The following is a 17,771-nucleotide window of genomic DNA, read 5'->3' as shown; positions in this document are numbered from 1 at the left end:
GGGCAAGAATGGGTAGCTATCTTGTGCGACGGCTGGCGTCCACCATCCCCGTGGTGGTTGTCGTTGCCGCTCTCATCTTCTTTGTTCTGCGGCTCGCCCCCGGCGATCCGGCTTTGGCCATCGCCGGGGACGGCGCGACGCCGGCACAACTGGAAGCCCTTCGGGCCCAGCTCGGCCTCGACAAGAGCATTTTGCAGCAATTCCTCATCTGGGGGGAATCGCTGCTCCGATTGGATCTCGGCCAGTCCCTCTACTACCACATCCCCGTCACCACGCTCATCGGCCAGCGCCTGCCTCCGACGGCAAGCCTGGCGATCCTGACCATGCTCATCTCGGTCCCGATCGCCGTCTATCTCGGCGCACTGGCGGCGTCCCGGCAAGGAAGCTCGATCGATCGCATGGTGAATGCGAGCGCCGTCATCGCATTCTCCATACCCGTCTTCGTGCTGGGTTACGTCCTGATCTGGCTGTTTGCGCTGAAAATGGGTCTGCTTCCGGTGCAGGGCACCGGCCCTGCGGACGCCGGACTGTTGACGAAACTCAAATACTTCATCCTTCCGGCCGTCGGACTGGCGTTCGGCCAGATCGCGCTGCTGACACGCGTAACGCGCGCCTCGGTCATCGACGTCCTGCACGAGGATTTCATCAAGACCGCCTACGCGAAGGGCGCCTCCGCAAAGCGGGTTCTGTGGCGCCACGCCGTTCGCAACGCCGCGGTCCCCATCGTCACCATCATCGGGCTGTCCTTCGCGGTGCTGATCGGCGGCGTGGTCGTCTCCGAGACCGTTTACGCCATTCCCGGGCTCGGCAAACTGACCGTCGACTCGGTGCTGGCGCGGGACTTCCCGGTGGTCCAGGGCCTCGTGATCTTTTTCTCGTTCACCTATGTCGGCATCAACCTGCTGGTCGACGTCCTCTACGTCGCGCTCGACCCGCGCATTCGATATTGAGCGGAGCCGGCATGAATTCGATCGTCTCCCCCGAAGACGGATTGTCGCCCGACGCAGCCCCGGTGTCGGCCGAAGCGCCGTGGCGCGGGACGCTGCGCCGCCTGCTGCGGCACTCCGGAGTCCAGATCGGCGGCCTCCTGTTCCTGCTGATCGTGCTGATCGCCGTCTTCGCCCCCTATCTCTACACGATCGACCCCGCATCGATGGATCCGATGCTGGTCAGCATTCCGATCGGAACGAGTACGACCTTCACCGATCTGTCCGGCGACTCGTTCGCGCACTACTTCGTGTTCGGCACGGACAGTATGGGTCGCGACGTCTACAGCCGTGTCGTTTACGGCGCGCGGATCTCGCTGACCGTGGGGGCCTCTGTGGCCGCGGCGAGCATCGTCGTCGGCTGTTTGATCGGCCTGTTCGCAGGCTATGTCCGACGCCTCGACGGCCCGTTGATGCGCGTCATGGACGGTCTGATGGCGGTTCCTTCGATCCTGCTCGCCATCGCCCTCGTGTCGCTGTGGAACGTGTCGCTGACGACGCTGGTGATCGCCATCGCCATTCCCGACCTTCCCCGGGTGGCGCGCGTGGTGCGTGCGACGGTTTTGTCGGTCAAGACGATCGCCTTCGTGGAGGCCGCCCGGATGATGTGTACGCCGTGGTGGAAGATCATGTGGCGACACATCCTCCCTGCCGTGATGGCGCCGCTCGCGATCCAGGGAACGTTCATTTTCGGCTCGGCGATTCTGGTCGAAGCGGTTCTCTCTTTCCTCGGCGTCGGCTTCACCAGCGACGTGCCGACCTGGGGCAATGTGATGGCCGACGGCCGTGTCAATTTCAACCTGGCGCCGCATCTCGTCCTCATCCCCGGTGCGTTCCTGGCGGTGACCATCGTCGCCATCAACATGATCGGCGACGGCCTGAGAGACGTGCTCGATCCCAAATACGCACCGGTCGAAAGCTGATGAAGAGCCCCGTCCTCGAGATCGACAATCTGGTCGTCGACCTGCCCGCCAGCGGCGACCGGTCTCACGCCGTCAAGGGCATGAACCTGTCGATCGCCGCCGGCGAGATCGTCTGTCTGCTCGGCGAATCCGGCTCCGGAAAATCGGTGATCGCCCACGCCATCATGGGCCTGCTGCCCAAGGCCCTGACGATCTCGTCCGGCCGGATCTGCGTGCTGGGAGACGATGTCGCTTCAATGGCGTCCGACAAGCTCATGGAGCTGCGCGGCAAGCGGATGTCGATGATCTTCCAGGAGCCGATGACCGCGCTCAATCCGGTGGCGCGGTGCGGGGCTCAGATCGAGGAGCTGCTGCTGATTCACGGCGTGGCGCCTGCATCCGAAAGGCGCGCGCGCGTGCTCGACATGCTGAGGCAGGTCCACTTCGCCGAGCCCGAACGGGTCTATCGGTCGTTTCCCCATCAGCTCTCCGGCGGCCAGCGACAACGGGTGATGATCGCGCTGGCGCTCTGCATGAAGCCGGCATTGCTGATCTGCGACGAGCCGACGACCGCCCTCGACGTCACCACCCAGGCCGAAATCCTCAAGCTCATCGTGGAGCTCAAGAACCAGACCGGCACTGCGATCCTGTTCATCACGCACGACATCGGCGTCGCCGAGCAGATCGCCGACCGGGTGGTGGTGATGCGCCTTGGCGACATCGTCGAAAGCGGCAGCTGCGAGGAGACTCTGCAGACACCCAAGACGGACTACACGCGGATGCTCATCGCAGCGGTGCCGTCGATCGAACCGATGCGAACCGAGCCGAGCGCGTCCAGGAAGGTCGCACTCGAGGTGATCAAGCTGAACAACGCCTACCGTCAGGGCGGCTGGTTCGGCAAGCGCCGCGAAACGGTGGTGGCGGACAACATCAGCCTGCTCGTCCGCCCAGGCGAAACCGTCGGCGTCGTCGGCGAGTCCGGTTCGGGGAAATCCTCACTGGCACGCTGCATCGCCCGACTGAACGACTTCGACAGCGGCGAGATCTTCATCGACGGTCTGCCGCTCGTCGCCACGCGATCCCGGAAGGAAGAACTGGAGGTTCGCCGCCAGGTCCAGATGGTCTTCCAGGATCCGTACCGCTCCCTGAATCCGAGACTGAGCGTGCTGGAGTCGCTGATCGAAGGACCGATGAATTTCGGCGTGCCGCGCGCTGCGGCGGTCGACCGGGCCCGCGACCTGATGCACCGCGTGCGGCTGCCGGAAGCGGGGCTCAAACGATATCCGCACGAATTCTCGGGCGGTCAGCGCCAACGCATCTGTATCGCGCGCGCATTGGCCTGCGAACCGAAGCTGCTGATCGCCGACGAAGCCGTGTCCGCGCTCGACGTCTCGGTGCAGAAGCAGATTCTCGACCTGCTGGAAGAGATCCAGGCCCAATTTGGGCTGGCGATGTTGTTCATCACCCACGACCTGCGGGTCGCGGCCCGCCTGTGCGACCGCATCCTCGTGATGCAGTCCGGCCGGGTCGTCGAACAGGGAACCGCCCAGGACGTGCTGGGCGCTCCGACCCAGGCCTACACCAGACAATTGATCGCGGCGGTTCCAAAAAGAAACTAGATCGGGAAGGACGCATGAACACCAGGGAAACCGTGGAGCGCCGGGTCGTCAGACTCGGAGCGGGCGCAGGCTTTGCGCGCGACCACATCGAACCCGCACTCGATCTGGCGCGGGACGGCAAGCTCGACTACCTGATCTTCGAATGTCTCGCGGAGCGAACCATCGCGCTTGCCCAACAGCAGAAGCAGACCTCGCCCGAGCTCGGCTACGATCCGATGTTCGAGGCGCGAATGCGCGCGGTGCTGCCGATCCAGCGCGAGAAAGGTTTCCGCATCGTCACCAATATGGGCGCCGTCAACCCCGCGGCGGCCGGGCGCTTGGCGCAGGCGATCGCCGGAGAGTTGAACATCGCGGGCCTGAAGATCGCCGTGCTCGAAGGCGACGACGTGCTCGCGCAGGTGAAGGGCTCGTCCGCGCGCTTCCTGGAATCGGGCGAAGCGCTCGACGCCCGATCGCACGAGATCATCGCGGCGAACGCCTATCTCGGCGCATCCGGCATCTGCGCGGCGCTCGATGCGGGGGCGGATATCGTGATCTGCGGGCGCGTCTCGGATCCGGCGCTGTTTCTCGGCCCCCTCGTGCATGAATTCGGCTGGTCGATGACGGACTGGAACCTGATGGGGCGGGGAACGCTGATCGGCCACATGCTGGAATGCGCTGGTCAGGTCTCCGGCGGCTATTTCGCCGACCCGGGCTACAAGGACGTGGAGAATCTCGGCAATCTCGGCTTCCCGATCGGCGAGGTCGACGAGACCGGCGACCTGGTGATCTCCAAGCTTCCCGGCACCGGCGGATGCGTCACGGCGGCGACCTGCAAGGAGCAGTTGCTCTACGAAATCCACGATCCGCGTGCGTACTACCAGCCCGACGTCATCGCCGATTTCTCCGACGTTCGCATCGAAGTCCTCGGGCAAGACCGCGTTCGTCTGACCGGCGCCAAGGGATCGCCCCGGCCCGCGACCCTGAAAGTCTCGGTCGCCTACCGGGACGGCTATATCGGAGAGGGGCAGATCTCGTATGGCGGCAGTGGCGCGGTCACCAGGGCCCGGCTGGCCGGCGACATCGTGCGCCAGCGGCTGGCGCGCGCCGGCGTCGCCGTCGATGAACTGAAGGTCGATCTGATCGGCATCGACTCGCTGCACGGGCAACGCCTCGCTGGCGGCATAGGCGATCCCTACGAAGTACGGCTGCGGGTCGCCGCCAGGGTCGCGACCCGGACGCTGGCCGAGGCCGTCGCCCGTGAGGTCGAGTCGCTCTACACCAATGGTCCGGCCGGCGGCGGCGGCGTGGTTCAACTGGTCCGCGAGGTAATCGCGGTGCAATCGGTGCTGATCCCGCGCGACCAGACGAGTCCGGTCGTCACCATGTTGGAGGCGTAGATGAAGCTTCGGGAACTCGCGCATTCGCGCACCGGCGACAAAGGCAACAGGTCGAACATCTCCCTGATTCCCTACGATGCGTCGCACTATCAGCACCTGCGCGACATCGTCACCGCCGAACGCGTGAAGGAACATCTGCGCCACATCGTGTACGGCGCCGTCGAACGCTACGACTTGCCGAATGTCGGTGCCTTCAACTTCGTGCTCGACGACGCGCTGGGCGGCGGCGTCGCCAGATCGCTGTCGCTGGACAGCCACGGCAAGTCGCTGAGTTCGGCGCTGCTGGAGATGGACGTGCCCGCGCCGCCCGGCTACGCGGCGACGGCGCGGAACGGGTCGGGCACTCCGGCGACGCCGACCGCGCATCTGCCCAGGGCCGAGGATTTTCTGCTGTGGCCGCCGAACGTCCAGGCCTACGGCTATCGGATCGTCGACAAGCTGTTCAACTCCCGCGTCATCCGCAAGGGCCCCTCGCCGCGCCCACTCCGCTATGGGCAGCACGTCCAGATCGAGTACCGAAGCGACGGAGCGACGTTGTCGCTCGACGATTTCATCGATCGGAATTCGCTGAGCGGCCTCATCGTCCTGAAGAACGGAAAGGTCGTGATCGAGCAGTACGGGCTGGGGCTGTTGCCATCCGACCGCTGGAGCACGATGTCGACCGTCAAATCGATCACCGCGACCCTGGTGGGCGTCGCGCTGCAGGACGGCGCGATCCATTCGCTCGACGACGCGGTGACGAATTACGTGCCGTCGCTCGCAGGCTCCGCCTACGAAGACGTCGCCGTCAAGCACCTGCTGACGATGTCGTCCGGCATCCGATGGAACGAAGACTATACCGACAAGCAATCGGACGTGAACCGCTACAGCAAATCTCTCGCCGACGGCGTGCCCGGTGGCGTCTTTGCTCTGCTGAAGGCGCTGCCGCGTGAGCACGCAGCCGGCGCGCACTGGCACTACAACACGGGCGACACCTTCCTGCTCGGCGCGGTGTTGCGCAGCGCCGTCGGCATGCCGCTCGCCGACTACATGTCGCGCAAGATCTGGCAGCCCTGCGGCATGGAATTCGACGCGTTCTATACGCTGGAGTCGCCGGACGGACTGGAGATCGGCGGCAGCCGCGCAGGCATCGCGCTGCGCGATTTCGGCCGGTTCGCGCAATTCGTGCTCGACGACGGCGTCGTGGACGGCGCGCGCCTGCTGCCGGCGGGATGGAACGACGACGCCAACCGCCGGGCCTATAAGTTCTCCGATGCCGACCGGGCCCTGATGCCCCAGATCAGTTCGGGGGCGCTGGACGGCTACGGTTACAGTTGGTGGATCGCCGAGGACGACGCGATGACGGCGGTGGGCTTCGCCGGGCAGCGGATCTACATCAACCGCGCCGAGCAGCTCGCCATCGTCACGCTCGGCGCATTTCCGCAGCCGAGATACCGCGGCCCCGGCGAGCACGACAGGGTGGCGGAGGTCGTCGCCTTCACCCAAGCGGTGAAATCGGCGCTGCAGGACGACGACTAGTCCAGTCGCGCACGCCCTCGCTGCGGAACATCAGGGTCCGCAGTGAGGGCACGGCGCGCTACCCGCCGCTCCGGATCAGCTTGCTCACAGTCCGGGCGAACGCCACCGTGCCGGCTTCCACCAGTTGTCTCGGCATCGACGCGAAGTTGAGGCGCACCCAGGTCTCCTTCGGCGCCAGGGCAAAGTAGGGCTCGACCGGATCGATCAGAACTCCGGCATCGAAGCAGGCGGCGCGCAGCTTCGACGGGCTGCGGCATCCCGGGATCCGCATCCAGATCGCGGAGCCGCCGGTCGGCGCCTCGTACTCAGCGATCGGCAGTTCCCTGCGCAGCGTATCGACGATCAGCTTGGCCTTCGTCTCGAGTGAGCGCCGCATCTCGGTCATCAAGCGGTCGTAGTGCCCCTGCCGAATGAACTGCGCGGCGCTGGCCAGATTGTTGCCCGGCAACTGCCGCAGCATCAAGCGTCGCAGCGATTTGAGTTCGGCGATCAGCGTTTCTGGGCCGACCAGATAGCCGATCCGCAAGCCGGGGCAGACCAGCTTCGACAGGCTGCTGAGATAGATCACGCGCCCCGACCGATCCATCGCCTTCAGCGCCGCCGCGGCGGCGCCGTCATATTTCAGTTCGGGCTCGTAATCGTCCTCAATGATGATCTGATCTTGCACGATCGCCTGATTGAGCAGCGACAGACGCCGCTCCGTGCTCATCGTCACGCCGGTCGGCGCCTGATGGCTCGGCGTGCAATACAGGTAGTTGCAGTCGAGCGATCGCTTGTCGATCGTCATGCCGAATGCATCGATCGGGATGGAGAGGAGATCCGCCCCGCTGCGGAGAAAGATGAAGCGCGCGTCCATGTAGCCGGGCTCCTCGACCCCGACCTTGAGACCGGGGCCCAGCAGGGTCTGGGCGATCAGATACAGCCCGTGTTGCGTTCCGAGTGTGAGCATCACCTGGTCCGCCGCGGCGGCGATGCCTCGTCGCGGCAGGATCTTGTTGATGATCTGCTCGATCAGCGGCCGGCTGTCTTCGCCGCCGCTGTCCTGGCCCCAATGCTGGATGGCCGGACTGGTCAGCGCCGACCGGCTGGCGTCCCGCCAGTCCGTGAACGGAAACGTCTGGGCGTTCACCTCGCCGTAAACGAACCGATATTTGCAGCTTTCCCAGCCTCGCGGCCGCTCCTGCCAGGGATATCCGACCTCGGCGTGGACCAGCCGCGCGGCCCAGTCGGGCTGGTCGGCGTTGCCGACCGCGCGTCCGAAGGTGACCTGACGCCGCTTCAGCGCCGACGACACATAGAAGCCGTCTCGCGGGCGCGCCTCCAGGAAGCTGTCCGCGGCCAGTTTCTCCAGCACCAGCGAAGCTGTCGTCCGCGACACGCCTGCGAGCGCCGCCAGTTCGCGGCTCGACGGCACCCTGCGCCCCGCAGGCAGATTTCCATCGACGATGGCGTCGACGAAGGCGTTGCGCAATTGCGCCTGCAACTGGACGCCCTCTTTGGCACTGCGGCCGAGCAGTTCCTTCCACATCAGCCGGTCTTCGTCTGATTGCATCGGGTTTCCTGCTGGCCTTACCGAAAGGAGGTGCTGGCTTTATGAAACAGCAACATCCGTCCGCATGATAGGGCCACGTAGGTATCTCAGACGGATCCTGATGAATCACCCGAAGACGCTGACGGCGGCCCATTGGGGCCTTTATGAGATCCGCGACGCGATGACGGCCGAGGTTTCGATCCATCCTTTCGCGACGGATCCGAGCCCGTCGCCGATCGGCTTGCAGATGCTGGAGACGGCGCGGTCCGATTCGCGGGTTCGGCGCCCTGCCGTGCGCAAGGGCTGGCTGGAGAACGGCCCGGCATCCCGCGGCCAACGCGGCCTCGAGCCGTTCGTCGAAGTCGACTGGAGCGTCGCGCTCGACCTCGTGGCCCGCGAACTCGGCCGCGTGAAGCAGCAGCACGGCAATCAAGCGATCTTCGGCGGCTCCTACGGCTGGTCCAGCGCCGGCCGCTTTCATCATGCCCAGAGCCAGGTCCACCGCTTCCTCAACTGCATCGGCGGCTACGTCCGCCACCTCAATTCGTACAGCCTCGGCGTCGCTCACCCATTGCTGCCCTATCTGGTCGCGCCGATCGGCGAGCTGATGATGACGCACAACGACTGGGACTCGCTGATCGAGCACTGCGAATTGTTCGTGACGTTCGGTGGCGTGCCGGCCAAGAACGCCCAGATTTCGCAGGGCGGCACTGCCGAGCATCGTATTCCCGGAGCCCTCGCCCGGATGCAGCGCGCCGGCATCAAATTCGTGAACATCAGCCCGACCCGGAAAGATCTGGAGACCGGCGCCGACTTCGAATGGTGGCCGATCCGCCCGAACACCGACACGGCGCTGATGCTGGCGCTGGCCTACGTGCTGGTCGAGGAGGGTTTGCACGACACCACGTTCCTCGCGACATACTGCGTCGGCTTCGAGGTTTTCCGGAACTATCTGCTCGGCCAGAAGGACGGCGTGCGCAAGACACCGGACTGGGCCGGAGGCATCACCGGCATCGACCCGGAGCGGATTCGATCGCTGGCCCGGGAGATGGGCGCCAAGCGTTGCATGATCAACGCCGCGTGGTCGTTGCAGCGCGCCCATCACGGCGAGCAGCCGTATTGGGCGCTGATCTCGCTCGCCGCGCTGGTCGGTCAGATCGGCACGCCCGGCGGCGGCTTCGGTGTCGGCTATGGCGCCGAGAATCTATTGGGAAGTCCGCATGCGCGGATCAGCGGGCCCACCCTGCCCCAGGGCAGCAATGCGGTCGACAGTTTCATTCCGGTCGCGCGCATCGTCGACATGCTCGAGAGCCCGGGGCAGCCTTTCACCTATTCGGGCAAGATCCATCACTATCCCGACGTCAAGCTGGTCTACTGGGCCGGCGGCAATCCGTTTCATCACCATCAGGACCTGACCCGACTCGTCAACGCCTGGCGGCTGCCCGACTCGGTGTTCGTGAACGAGCAGTTCTGGACTCCGCTGGCGAAGATGGCCGACGTCGTCTTTCCCGCCACCACCGCGCTGGAGCGGGAGGACATCTTCTTCTCGCCCAAGGAGCACCTGATCGCCCCGATGAAGCAGGCGATTCCCCGCGTCGGAGAAGCCCGCGACGACTACGACATCTTCCGTGGCTTGTCCGACCGCCTCGGCGTCGACGCGGCGTTTTCCGAACACCGCGATGCGCGGCAATGGATCGAACATCTCTACATCGACTGGCGCGAGCGGATCGCGGGCGACGGCGTGGCACTGCCGGACTTCGAATCCTTCTGGCACGGCGAGACCGTCGCGCTGCCTAAGCCCTCGCGGCCGACCGTGATGCTGGAGGCCTTCCGCGACGATCCGCTGGCCCATCCGCTGGGAACGCCGTCCGGCAAGATCGAGATCTATTCGGCGACGGTCGACGGGTTCGGTTACGCGGATTGCCCGGGCGGACACGCGACGTGGCTCGAACCGGCCGAATGGCTCGGAAGTCCGCTGGCGACCACCTATCCGCTGCACCTGATATCGGATCAGCCCTCGACGCGGCTTCACAGCCAGCTCGATCATGGCCCGTTGAGCCGATCTCAGAAGATCCAGGGCCGCGAACCGGTCGACATCCATCCCGACGACGCCGACCGGCGGGGCATCCGGACCGGCGACATCGTGCGGCTGTTCAACGCCCGCGGCTCGTGCCTGAGCGGTGCGAACGTGACTGCCAATGTCGTAAGCGGGGTGGTACGCTTGTCGACGGGCGCATGGTTCGACCCACAGGATTGGAGCGGAAACCAGGTGCTGGAGAAGCACGGCAACCCCAACGCGCTCACGGCCGATCTCGCCGCATCATCGTTTTCGCAAGGCTGTGCGGCGCAGACCTGCCTCGTCGACATCGAGAAGTATCTCGACGCGGCACCGCCGGTCTCGGCCTTCGACACGCCGGACGGCGTGGCGAGCCTGGCGACATGACGAACTGGCGGGCCGCGCCGCCGGCTTCAACACCTTTCGACCTGAATGAAAGAACACCATGAACGAGACCATCCTCAGCAAAGAACTTCGCGAACTCGATATCCAGCATTTGTTCCACCCCTACACCAACCCTCGCCAGCACGAGCAGGTCGGGCCGGTCGTGATCGAGCGCGGCGAAGGCGTGTTCGTCTACGACACCAACGGACAACGCTATCTCGAAGCGCTGGCCGGCCTCTGGAGCGTGGCGGTTGGATTCGGCGAGCCGCGCCTGGTCGAAGCCGCGGCGAAGCAGATGTCGATGCTGCCGTTCTATCATCTGTTCGCGCACAAATCGCACTCGCCGGGGATCAGGCTCGCGGACAAGCTCTGCGCGATGGCGCCGGGCCAATTGAGCCACGTGCTGTTTTCGAATTCCGGCTCGGAAGCCAACGACTCCGTCGTGAAGCTGGTCTGGTTCTACAACAACAGCCTCGGACGCCCCGAGAAGAAGAAGTTCATCGCCCGCAAGAACGGATATCACGGCATCACCGTGGCGTCCGGAAGCCTGACCGGCCTGCCGGCGAACCACAACGCGTTCGACCTGCCGAAAATCCCGGTGATCCATCTCGAATGCCCGCATTATTATCGCTTCGGCCTTGAAGGCGAATCCGAGCAGCAGTTCACCGATCGGCTGATCAAGCAGCTCGAAGACACCATCGTCGCCGAAGGCCCCGACACGATCGCGGCGTTCATCGGCGAACCGGTGATGGGCGCCGGCGGCGTCATCGTTCCACCGGTCGGTTACTGGCCCCGGGTGCAGGAAGTCTGCCGCAAATACGACGTGTTGCTGGTCGTCGACGAGGTCATCACCGGCTTCGGCCGCCTGGGCACGATGTTCGCCTCCGAGCATTACGGGGTCGAGCCCGACATTTTGGTCGTGTCCAAGCAGATCACCTCGTCCTATCAGCCGCTCGGCGCGGTGATTTTTTCCGAGAAGCTGTATCAGGGCATCGCCGACAAGGCCGGCGCGTTGGGCACCTTCGCGCACGGCCTGACGGCCGGCGGCCATCCGGTCGCGACCGCGGTGGCGCTGGAGAACCTCGCCATCATCGAGGAGCGAGGCCTGGTGGCGAATGCCAAGGAGGTCGGCGCCTATATGCGTGAAGGCCTCGGCGCCTTCGCGTCCCATCCGATGGTCGGCGAGGTTCGCGGCGACGGAATGATCGCCGCCGTCGAACTGGTCGCCGACAAGGCTTCGAAGCGCAAATTCGATCCCGTCGGCAAGGTCGGCGCCTATCTGTCCGGGCGCAGCCACGAACACGGGCTGATCGCGCGCAATCTCGGCGACACCTTCGCGTTCTGTCCGCCGATGATCATCACCAAGAGCGAGATCGACCTGATGCTCTCGATGTTCTCGAAGGCGCTGGACGACACTTACACATGGGCGAAGAGCCAAGGTCTCGCAACGTGAGGCGATAGCGCTTCTCTTCCATCGGCGAATTCCACGCGCCTGCGCGGACGCTTCTTGCACCGCATCTCCGGGAGCACCGCAACGGCGGTCTCCCGGCATGCGCGGACGCCACACAGCTCTCTCAGACCAGACGGACCACAAGCCTGTGTCCTCGGCAATGTCGCCCTCCGAGCCTCTTCGCGTGACCACATCCCGGCGACGCCGACGCACTGCGATCGCGCTTCTCACTTTTGCCTTCGCGCTGAGCCAGTTCTATCGGACATGTCTCGCGGTCATGGCGCCCGAGTTGCAGCACGACCTCGGCCTCTCGCCAGAGGGATTCGGGGCGCTGTCGTCGTGCTTCTTTCTTTCCTTCGGCCTGGCGCAGATCCCCGTCGGCGTGCTGTTCGACCGGCTCGGCGTCGGCCGGCCGACGGCGGCCTTGCTGCTGGTCGGGACCCTGTCCGCAGTGCTGTTCACGTTCGCCTCGTCCGGCCCGCAAGCCATGATCGCTCAGGTCGGGCTCGGCCTCGCCTGCGCGCCGGTGTTCATGGGATTGCTGCACTACGCGGCCGAGATCCTCGACGAGGCCGACTATGCGAAGCTCGTCAGCCGCTCCAACGGCACCGGAATGCTCGGCGCCCTGATCGCGACCGCGCCGCTCGGATGGGCCTCGATGCAGTTCGGGTGGCGGGTCTCGATGGGCGTTGCCGCTTTGTGCATGGCGGCCGCCTGCATCGGCGTGTGGACCACGGTAAGGGATCAAGGCCATGCCGAAGCTCGAGGCCGCTCGCTGGGATCGATGTGCCTGACCAGCCTGCGGCTGCTCGAGATCCGCGCGCTGTGGACGTTGCTGCCGATGTGCGTCGCGATGGCGGCCGGCACCGCGTTTCGCAACGCCTGGGGCGGTCCATACCTGTCCCACGTCTTTCACATGAACGCGGAAGTCCGGGGACTCGGGCTCGCCTTTGTGAGCTTCAGCGCGTTCTGCACCGCGTTCGTGCTTCCGGGCCTGGTCCGCCGCTTCGACCTGAAGCCGACGATCGGCGCATGGTCGACGCTGTCGCTGCTGGCCGGCGCAGCACTGACCTTTTTCCCGTCGGCGAACCCTTATCTCGCGGTCGGGCTGATGGCCGCGCTCGCCAGCATCGGCATGCTGCACCCGATCCTGATGGCGCACGGCCGCAAACTGTTTCACCCGTCGATGCGGGGGCGCGGCCTCGGCGTGATGAACACGTTCGTGTTCCTGGGCGCCGCGGTAGCGAGTTGGGCGTTCGGCGCCATCGCGGGCTTCGGCACGGCCAGCGGCTGGAGCGCGTCGTCGACCTATAGCCTCATCTTCGCGGTGGCTTCGCTGACGATCGTGGCGGCGCTGATTCCGTATCGCGTCAGCCCGCGCTGAAGACAGCCGACTACGCGCTTTGCCTCGACGCAGGCGCCGACGGCACGATCGACCGTCGCGGGTGCGCGCCCTTCCGACAGCACTTTCGGCAGTCAAATCGGCCGCTGCAAAATTGCGCAGCTGCTGGTCAGGACCACACATGGCGGCATTCAAATGCAAAAATTTGCGGTCCGCCCGAAGCCGTTAGAGCATTGAAACGGCTGATACTATTCGCCCAACGCAGTTTTTCGGTGATTGGCACGCGGAGTGCAATGAGGAGTCGGTTCCTCATCCCGCGCCGATCGCGCTGCAACCGAATGAACTCGCATGAACATGATACTGCCTGCTGTCACCGCCGACATCGAAGCCGATGTGCTGTCGCGGATCACCGAGGAACGCTGGCTGACGCTGGCCAGTGAACTGATCACCACCGGCCAGCCGCGCGCCACCAACCCACTCGATCCCGATTTGCCGGCCGCCGAGGAGGAAGCGATCGCGATGCTGATCGCCGGCAAGCTCGAAGCGCTCGGCATGGCGGTGACCAAGCATGCGGCGCAGCCGCACCGACCGAACATTCTGGGCGTGCTGCCAGGCCGCAAGGATGCGCCGTCGCTGATCCTCAACGATCACCTCGACACCTATCCGGCGGTGGAGCCGGAGAAGTGGCACATGACCGGCTTCGATCCGTTCAAGCCGACCCGGCATGGCGACCTGCTCTATGCCCGCGGCACCTCCGACACCCGCGGCAACCTCGCCGCCTCACTGCTCGCCGTCCAGGCGCTGATCGAGGCCGGCGTCCGCTTCGATGGCACGCTGATGTGCTGCTACACGGTCGACGAGGAGCGCAACGGCACGGAGGGCTCGATCTATATGCTGCAGCAGGTCGGCCTCACCGCCGACTATTCGATCACCGCGGAGCCGACCGCCTGGGGCGATGTCTCCGGCGACTGGGGCATGAACCTGTCCGTCGCAAATTCGGGTCACTGCCTGATCGAAATCGTCGTTCAGGGCATCAAGTCGCATATCTGGCGGCCCGACATCAGCGTCAACGCCATCATGGCGGCCGGCAAATTGCTGCCGCAACTGCAGGCGATGGCGTTCACGCATGTGCCGGCGGCGTTCATGGGCCACACCCCGCCGTGCTGTTCGGTGGTGCGAATCCGCGGCGGGCTGCCCGGCGAGATGCAGTTTTCGCCGGACGCCTGCACCATCACGGTGGCGGCGGTCGGGCTGGTACCGGGCATGACGCTGGACAGTGTGATCGCCGACATCGAGCAGACCATTCGCCAGACCTTTGCCTCGGTGAACGACGTCACCGCAACCGTCCGGCAGGTGCCGGGCTCGCTGTTCGTCAACGGCACCGAGCCGGTGCCGGTCGATCAGGAGCCCTGCGTGTCGCTGCGCGCGGTGTATCGCGAGTTGATGGGCGCCGAGCCCGGCGTCAACCGCAAGAACGCCTTCAACGACACCATCCGGTTTCGCGAGGCCGGCATCAATGCGGTGACCTTCGGCCCGGGCGAGGACGGCTGGGCCGTCGACAACGAAAACATCTCGATCACCAAGGCGGTGATGGCGACGCGGATCTACGCGCTCTCCATCATGCGGATCCTGGGAGTGCGTGCATGAGCGCCGACAGCGGACTGATCGCAGCCCCGGCCGAGCCCGCCCGCGACAGCGGGCTGCGGCTGAGATGGCCGCGGCCGTCGCGATCCTTCCTGCTGTCGTCGCTGTCGGTCGCCACGCTGCTGGCGACCTGGGTGGTGGTCACCCATGCGGGCTGGGCCAACGAATTGTTCCTGCCGAAGCCGGAGGCGGTGTGGAACGCCTTCGTCAAGACCATGACCAAGGGCTATCAGGGCTCGACACTGCTGGAGCATGTCGGCACCAGCCTGTACCGGATTCTGGTGGCGTTCGCGCTGGCCTGCCTGGTGGGAATTCCGCTCGGCGTGCTGATGGGCGCCTCGCGCGACGCCCGTGCGCTACTCAATCCGATGATCGAGTTCTACCGGCCGTTGCCGCCGCTCGGGCTCTACACGCTGCTGGTGATGTGGCTCGGCATCGGCGAGACCTCGAAACTGTCGCTGCTGTTCCTGGCCGGGCTGCCCGGCATCGTGATCTCCACGATCCAGGCGGTCACCACCATCGATCGGATCTACATCCGCGCCGCGCAGTCGCTCGGCGCCTCGCGCCGCGATTTGTTATTCGAGGTGTATCTGCCGGCCGCCGGGCCGATGATCCTCGCCGGGATGCGGATCTCGCTCGGCTTCACCTACACCGTTCTGGTCGCCGCCGAGATCGTCGCCGCTTCCGCCGGGCTCGGCTGGATGATCTGGGACGCCGCCAAATTCCTGATGTCCGACATCGTGATCATGGGGCTGATCGTGCTGGGACTGACCGGCGTCGCGCTGGATTTCGCGATGCGGCTGGTCGGCCGGGTGCTGATGCCGTGGACCAACCGAAGCTGACACGGGCGCACGACGCGGGCGCGCGCCCCTTCCCTCACCGATTCCCGTCGCAGGAGAACCGACCATGAAGAGACTGATTGCTTCACTCGCCGTCGCCGGTTTGGCGCTGACCGCGGCGCAGGCCGCCGACAAGCCCGCCAAGATCACGGTCGGCTATCTCAATCTGGTCAACGCCCAGTTGGTGACCAAGAACCTCGGCCTGTTGGCCAAAGAGATGCCGGGTGTCGAGATCAAATACGTCAAATTCGGCGGCGGCGGCGACATGCTGCGCGGCATCGCCGGCAACGACGTCGATTTCGGCGGGCTCGGCAATCCGCCGACCGCGATCGGCATCACCCGCGGGCTGCCGATCAAGGGCATCCTGGTGCTCAACATGCTCGGCGACGTCGAGTCGATGGTGGTGCGCACCTCGAAGAACATCAAGTCGCTGAAGGATCTGAAGGGCAAGACGGTGGCGGCGCCGTTCGGCTCCACCACGCACTACTTGTTGCTGCAGGCGCTGGCCGACGAGGGCGTCGAGCCGTCGTCGATGAAGATCCTCGATCTGCCGCCCTCCGACATCGCAACCGCCTGGATCCGCGGTGATCTCGACGCCGCCTGGCTGTGGGAGCCCAATCTGGACAAGGCGGTGAAGAACGGCGGCCACATCTACATGTCGTCCGGGCTGATGGAGAAGCGCGGCTACCCGACCTGGGACATCGGCGTGGTGATGAACGGATTCGCGGAGAAGTACCCCGACTATGTCGAGAAATTCGTCAAGGCGGAATGCGCCGGCATCGACTTCTGGATCAAGAACCCGGACAAGACCGCGGCGATCATCGCCGAGGAGCTGTCGCTGCCGCCGGAAGACGCGATGCGGATGATGAACGGCACCGCCATGGTGCCTTGCGACAAGCAGCTGACCGCAACCTATCTCGGCACCACGGCCAAGAAAGGCCAGTTCGTCGACACGCTGCTGGCCACCGGCGACTTTCTGGTGAAGCAGGAGCGGCTCCCGAAACTGCTGCCGCGCAAGGATTTCGAAGCCTTCCTGGTGCCTGGCTATATCGAAAAAGTAGTCGGCAAGTAAGCAACGCGGCCGCATCGGGCTTGCAAGCTTCGTGTCCCGGACAAGGTGCGGCGCGCAGCGCTGCACCGCTGATCCGGGACCCCGCTCTGGATGGCGCGGCAAGAACCAGGGTCCCGGATCTGCAGCACGCCGCTACGCGGCGCGGTGCGCTTTGTCCGGGGCACGTGAGAGGCGCGATGCAGGCCGCCGCGACGTCCGCCTTTGCCGCATTGCCAATAGTGGCAACAGGCCGTAGCCTTTCAGGTGACGACCTGGAGGGCAGTGTTGGGACCAAGCATTGCAACCGAGGACATCGAGACGGTGGATGCCGCGCGGAGCGATGCGGGGACGCATCGCTTTTTGCTGCAGGCGCTACCGCCGCCCGACCTCGACCTGGTGATGCGCACCGGCCGGATCGTCTGGTTTCAGAACCGCGACTATCTGCTGCGGCAGGGCGAGCCGGGCGACGGCATCCACATCATCCTGAGCGGCGTTGTCGAAAGCACCTATGTTGGTCAGCAACAGCGCGAGCTGCTGCTGGCGACCTGGCATCAAGGAGACTTCGTCGGTGCTCCGCATGTGCTCGGTTATCATCTGCACAGCTGGTCGGCGCGGGCGCTGGGACGGGTCGAGGCGCTGCATCTCGACCAGCCGGCGATCCGCCGCCTGATCGCGCTGTCGCCGGCCTTCGCCGTTGCTCTGGTCGGCTGTCTCGGCTTCAAGGGCGAGGCCTATTCGGCGCTGGCGCAGACGCTGGGCGGCCAGAAGGTCGGCGAGCGGCTGGCGCTGCTGCTGCTGAAGCTGTGCGAGGCCGCAGCTCAGGACGGCGACGGCCCAATTCCGCTCGGCCGCATCACCCAGGCCAATCTGGCGCGGATGATCGGCGCCACGAGGCAGTCGATCAGCCTGGCGCTGACCCGGCTGCAGGACGACGGCGTGATTTCGGCGGGCGCCACCACGCTGGTCGTCAACGACCTCACCGCGCTGCGTCGGCACGCCGGCGAGTGAGCCGCGGCGCGACATCACGGACGCGACCGCCGCAGCGTCGAACTGACAATTAATTGCTCACA

At 65.4% G+C, this 17,771-nt stretch carries 13 protein-coding genes; 12 read left to right on the top strand and 1 reads right to left on the bottom strand.

The annotated features are described in order from the left end of the window. The first annotated feature begins 8 nt into the window (after nucleotides 1-8). Genes RPB_RS07545 through RPB_RS07525 form a run of 5 tightly spaced genes read left to right on the top strand, consistent with a single transcriptional unit; the run spans nucleotide 9 to nucleotide 6,404 of the window. A complete protein-coding gene (locus RPB_RS07545) occupies nucleotides 9-950 on the top strand; it encodes an ABC transporter permease (protein WP_041798061.1) in 942 nt (313 codons plus the stop codon). Nucleotides 951-961: 11 nt separating this feature from the next. Further along, complete coding sequence (locus tag RPB_RS07540; protein ID WP_041798060.1) at nucleotides 962-1,909, top strand: ABC transporter permease; 948 nt, start codon at nucleotides 962-964, stop codon at nucleotides 1,907-1,909. Beyond that, nucleotides 1,909-3,507 (top strand): dipeptide ABC transporter ATP-binding protein, encoded by a 1,599-nt coding sequence (locus tag RPB_RS07535; protein WP_011440394.1) that lies wholly within the window; start codon nucleotides 1,909-1,911, stop codon nucleotides 3,505-3,507. Before RPB_RS07540 ends, RPB_RS07535 begins: the two co-directional genes overlap by 1 nt. A 14-nt stretch (nucleotides 3,508-3,521) precedes the next feature. After that, entirely contained in the window at nucleotides 3,522-4,886 is a 1,365-nt protein-coding gene (locus RPB_RS07530; protein ID WP_011440393.1) for an acyclic terpene utilization AtuA family protein, read from the top strand. Next, nucleotides 4,887-6,404 carry a serine hydrolase domain-containing protein gene (locus RPB_RS07525; RefSeq protein ID WP_011440392.1) on the top strand — a complete coding sequence of 506 codons (1,518 nt, stop codon included), beginning with the start codon at nucleotides 4,887-4,889 and terminating at the stop codon, nucleotides 6,402-6,404. A 58-nt stretch (nucleotides 6,405-6,462) separates the two neighbouring features. Here the strand turns inward: RPB_RS07525 and RPB_RS07520 are convergent, their stop codons facing one another. Beyond that, the gene (locus RPB_RS07520) at nucleotides 6,463-7,956 is read right to left on the bottom strand and encodes a PLP-dependent aminotransferase family protein (RefSeq protein WP_011440391.1); all 1,494 of its coding nucleotides are present in this window, start codon (nucleotides 7,954-7,956) and stop codon (nucleotides 6,463-6,465) included. Here RPB_RS07520 and RPB_RS07515 point away from each other — a divergent pair. From RPB_RS07515 to RPB_RS07485, 7 genes are all read left to right on the top strand, one after another. Further along, nucleotides 7,901-10,378: a molybdopterin-dependent oxidoreductase gene (locus RPB_RS07515; protein ID WP_245258326.1), complete on the top strand. Its 2,478-nt coding sequence runs from the start codon at nucleotides 7,901-7,903 to the stop codon at nucleotides 10,376-10,378. The two genes, RPB_RS07520 and RPB_RS07515, sit on opposite strands and share 56 nt — an antisense overlap. A gap of 58 nt (nucleotides 10,379-10,436) precedes the next feature. Next, nucleotides 10,437-11,828: an aspartate aminotransferase family protein gene (locus tag RPB_RS07510; protein ID WP_011440389.1), complete on the top strand. Its 1,392-nt coding sequence runs from the start codon at nucleotides 10,437-10,439 to the stop codon at nucleotides 11,826-11,828. 97 nt (nucleotides 11,829-11,925) lie between these two features. Continuing rightward, nucleotides 11,926-13,209: an MFS transporter gene (locus tag RPB_RS07505; RefSeq protein ID WP_011440388.1), complete on the top strand. Its 1,284-nt coding sequence runs from the start codon at nucleotides 11,926-11,928 to the stop codon at nucleotides 13,207-13,209. Nucleotides 13,210-13,515: 306 nt separating this feature from the next. Further along, entirely contained in the window at nucleotides 13,516-14,814 is a 1,299-nt protein-coding gene (locus RPB_RS07500) for a M20 family metallopeptidase (RefSeq protein ID WP_011440387.1), read from the top strand. Further along, a complete protein-coding gene (locus tag RPB_RS07495; protein ID WP_011440386.1) occupies nucleotides 14,811-15,653 on the top strand; it encodes an ABC transporter permease in 843 nt (280 codons plus the stop codon). The genes RPB_RS07500 and RPB_RS07495 overlap by 4 nt, the downstream gene beginning before the upstream one ends. Nucleotides 15,654-15,717: 64 nt before the next feature. Continuing rightward, on the top strand, nucleotides 15,718-16,722 hold the full coding sequence (locus tag RPB_RS07490; protein ID WP_011440385.1) for an ABC transporter substrate-binding protein: 1,005 nt from the start codon (nucleotides 15,718-15,720) through the stop codon (nucleotides 16,720-16,722). A gap of 264 nt (nucleotides 16,723-16,986) precedes the next feature. Beyond that, nucleotides 16,987-17,709: a Crp/Fnr family transcriptional regulator gene (locus RPB_RS07485; protein WP_011440384.1), complete on the top strand. Its 723-nt coding sequence runs from the start codon at nucleotides 16,987-16,989 to the stop codon at nucleotides 17,707-17,709. Nucleotides 17,710-17,771 lie beyond the last annotated feature (62 nt).

It is taken from the genome of Rhodopseudomonas palustris HaA2, from assembly GCF_000013365.1.
Taxonomy (GTDB): Bacteria; Pseudomonadota; Alphaproteobacteria; order Rhizobiales; family Xanthobacteraceae; genus Rhodopseudomonas; species Rhodopseudomonas palustris_J.
This window is presented reverse-complemented; position numbering and strand designations above follow the sequence as displayed.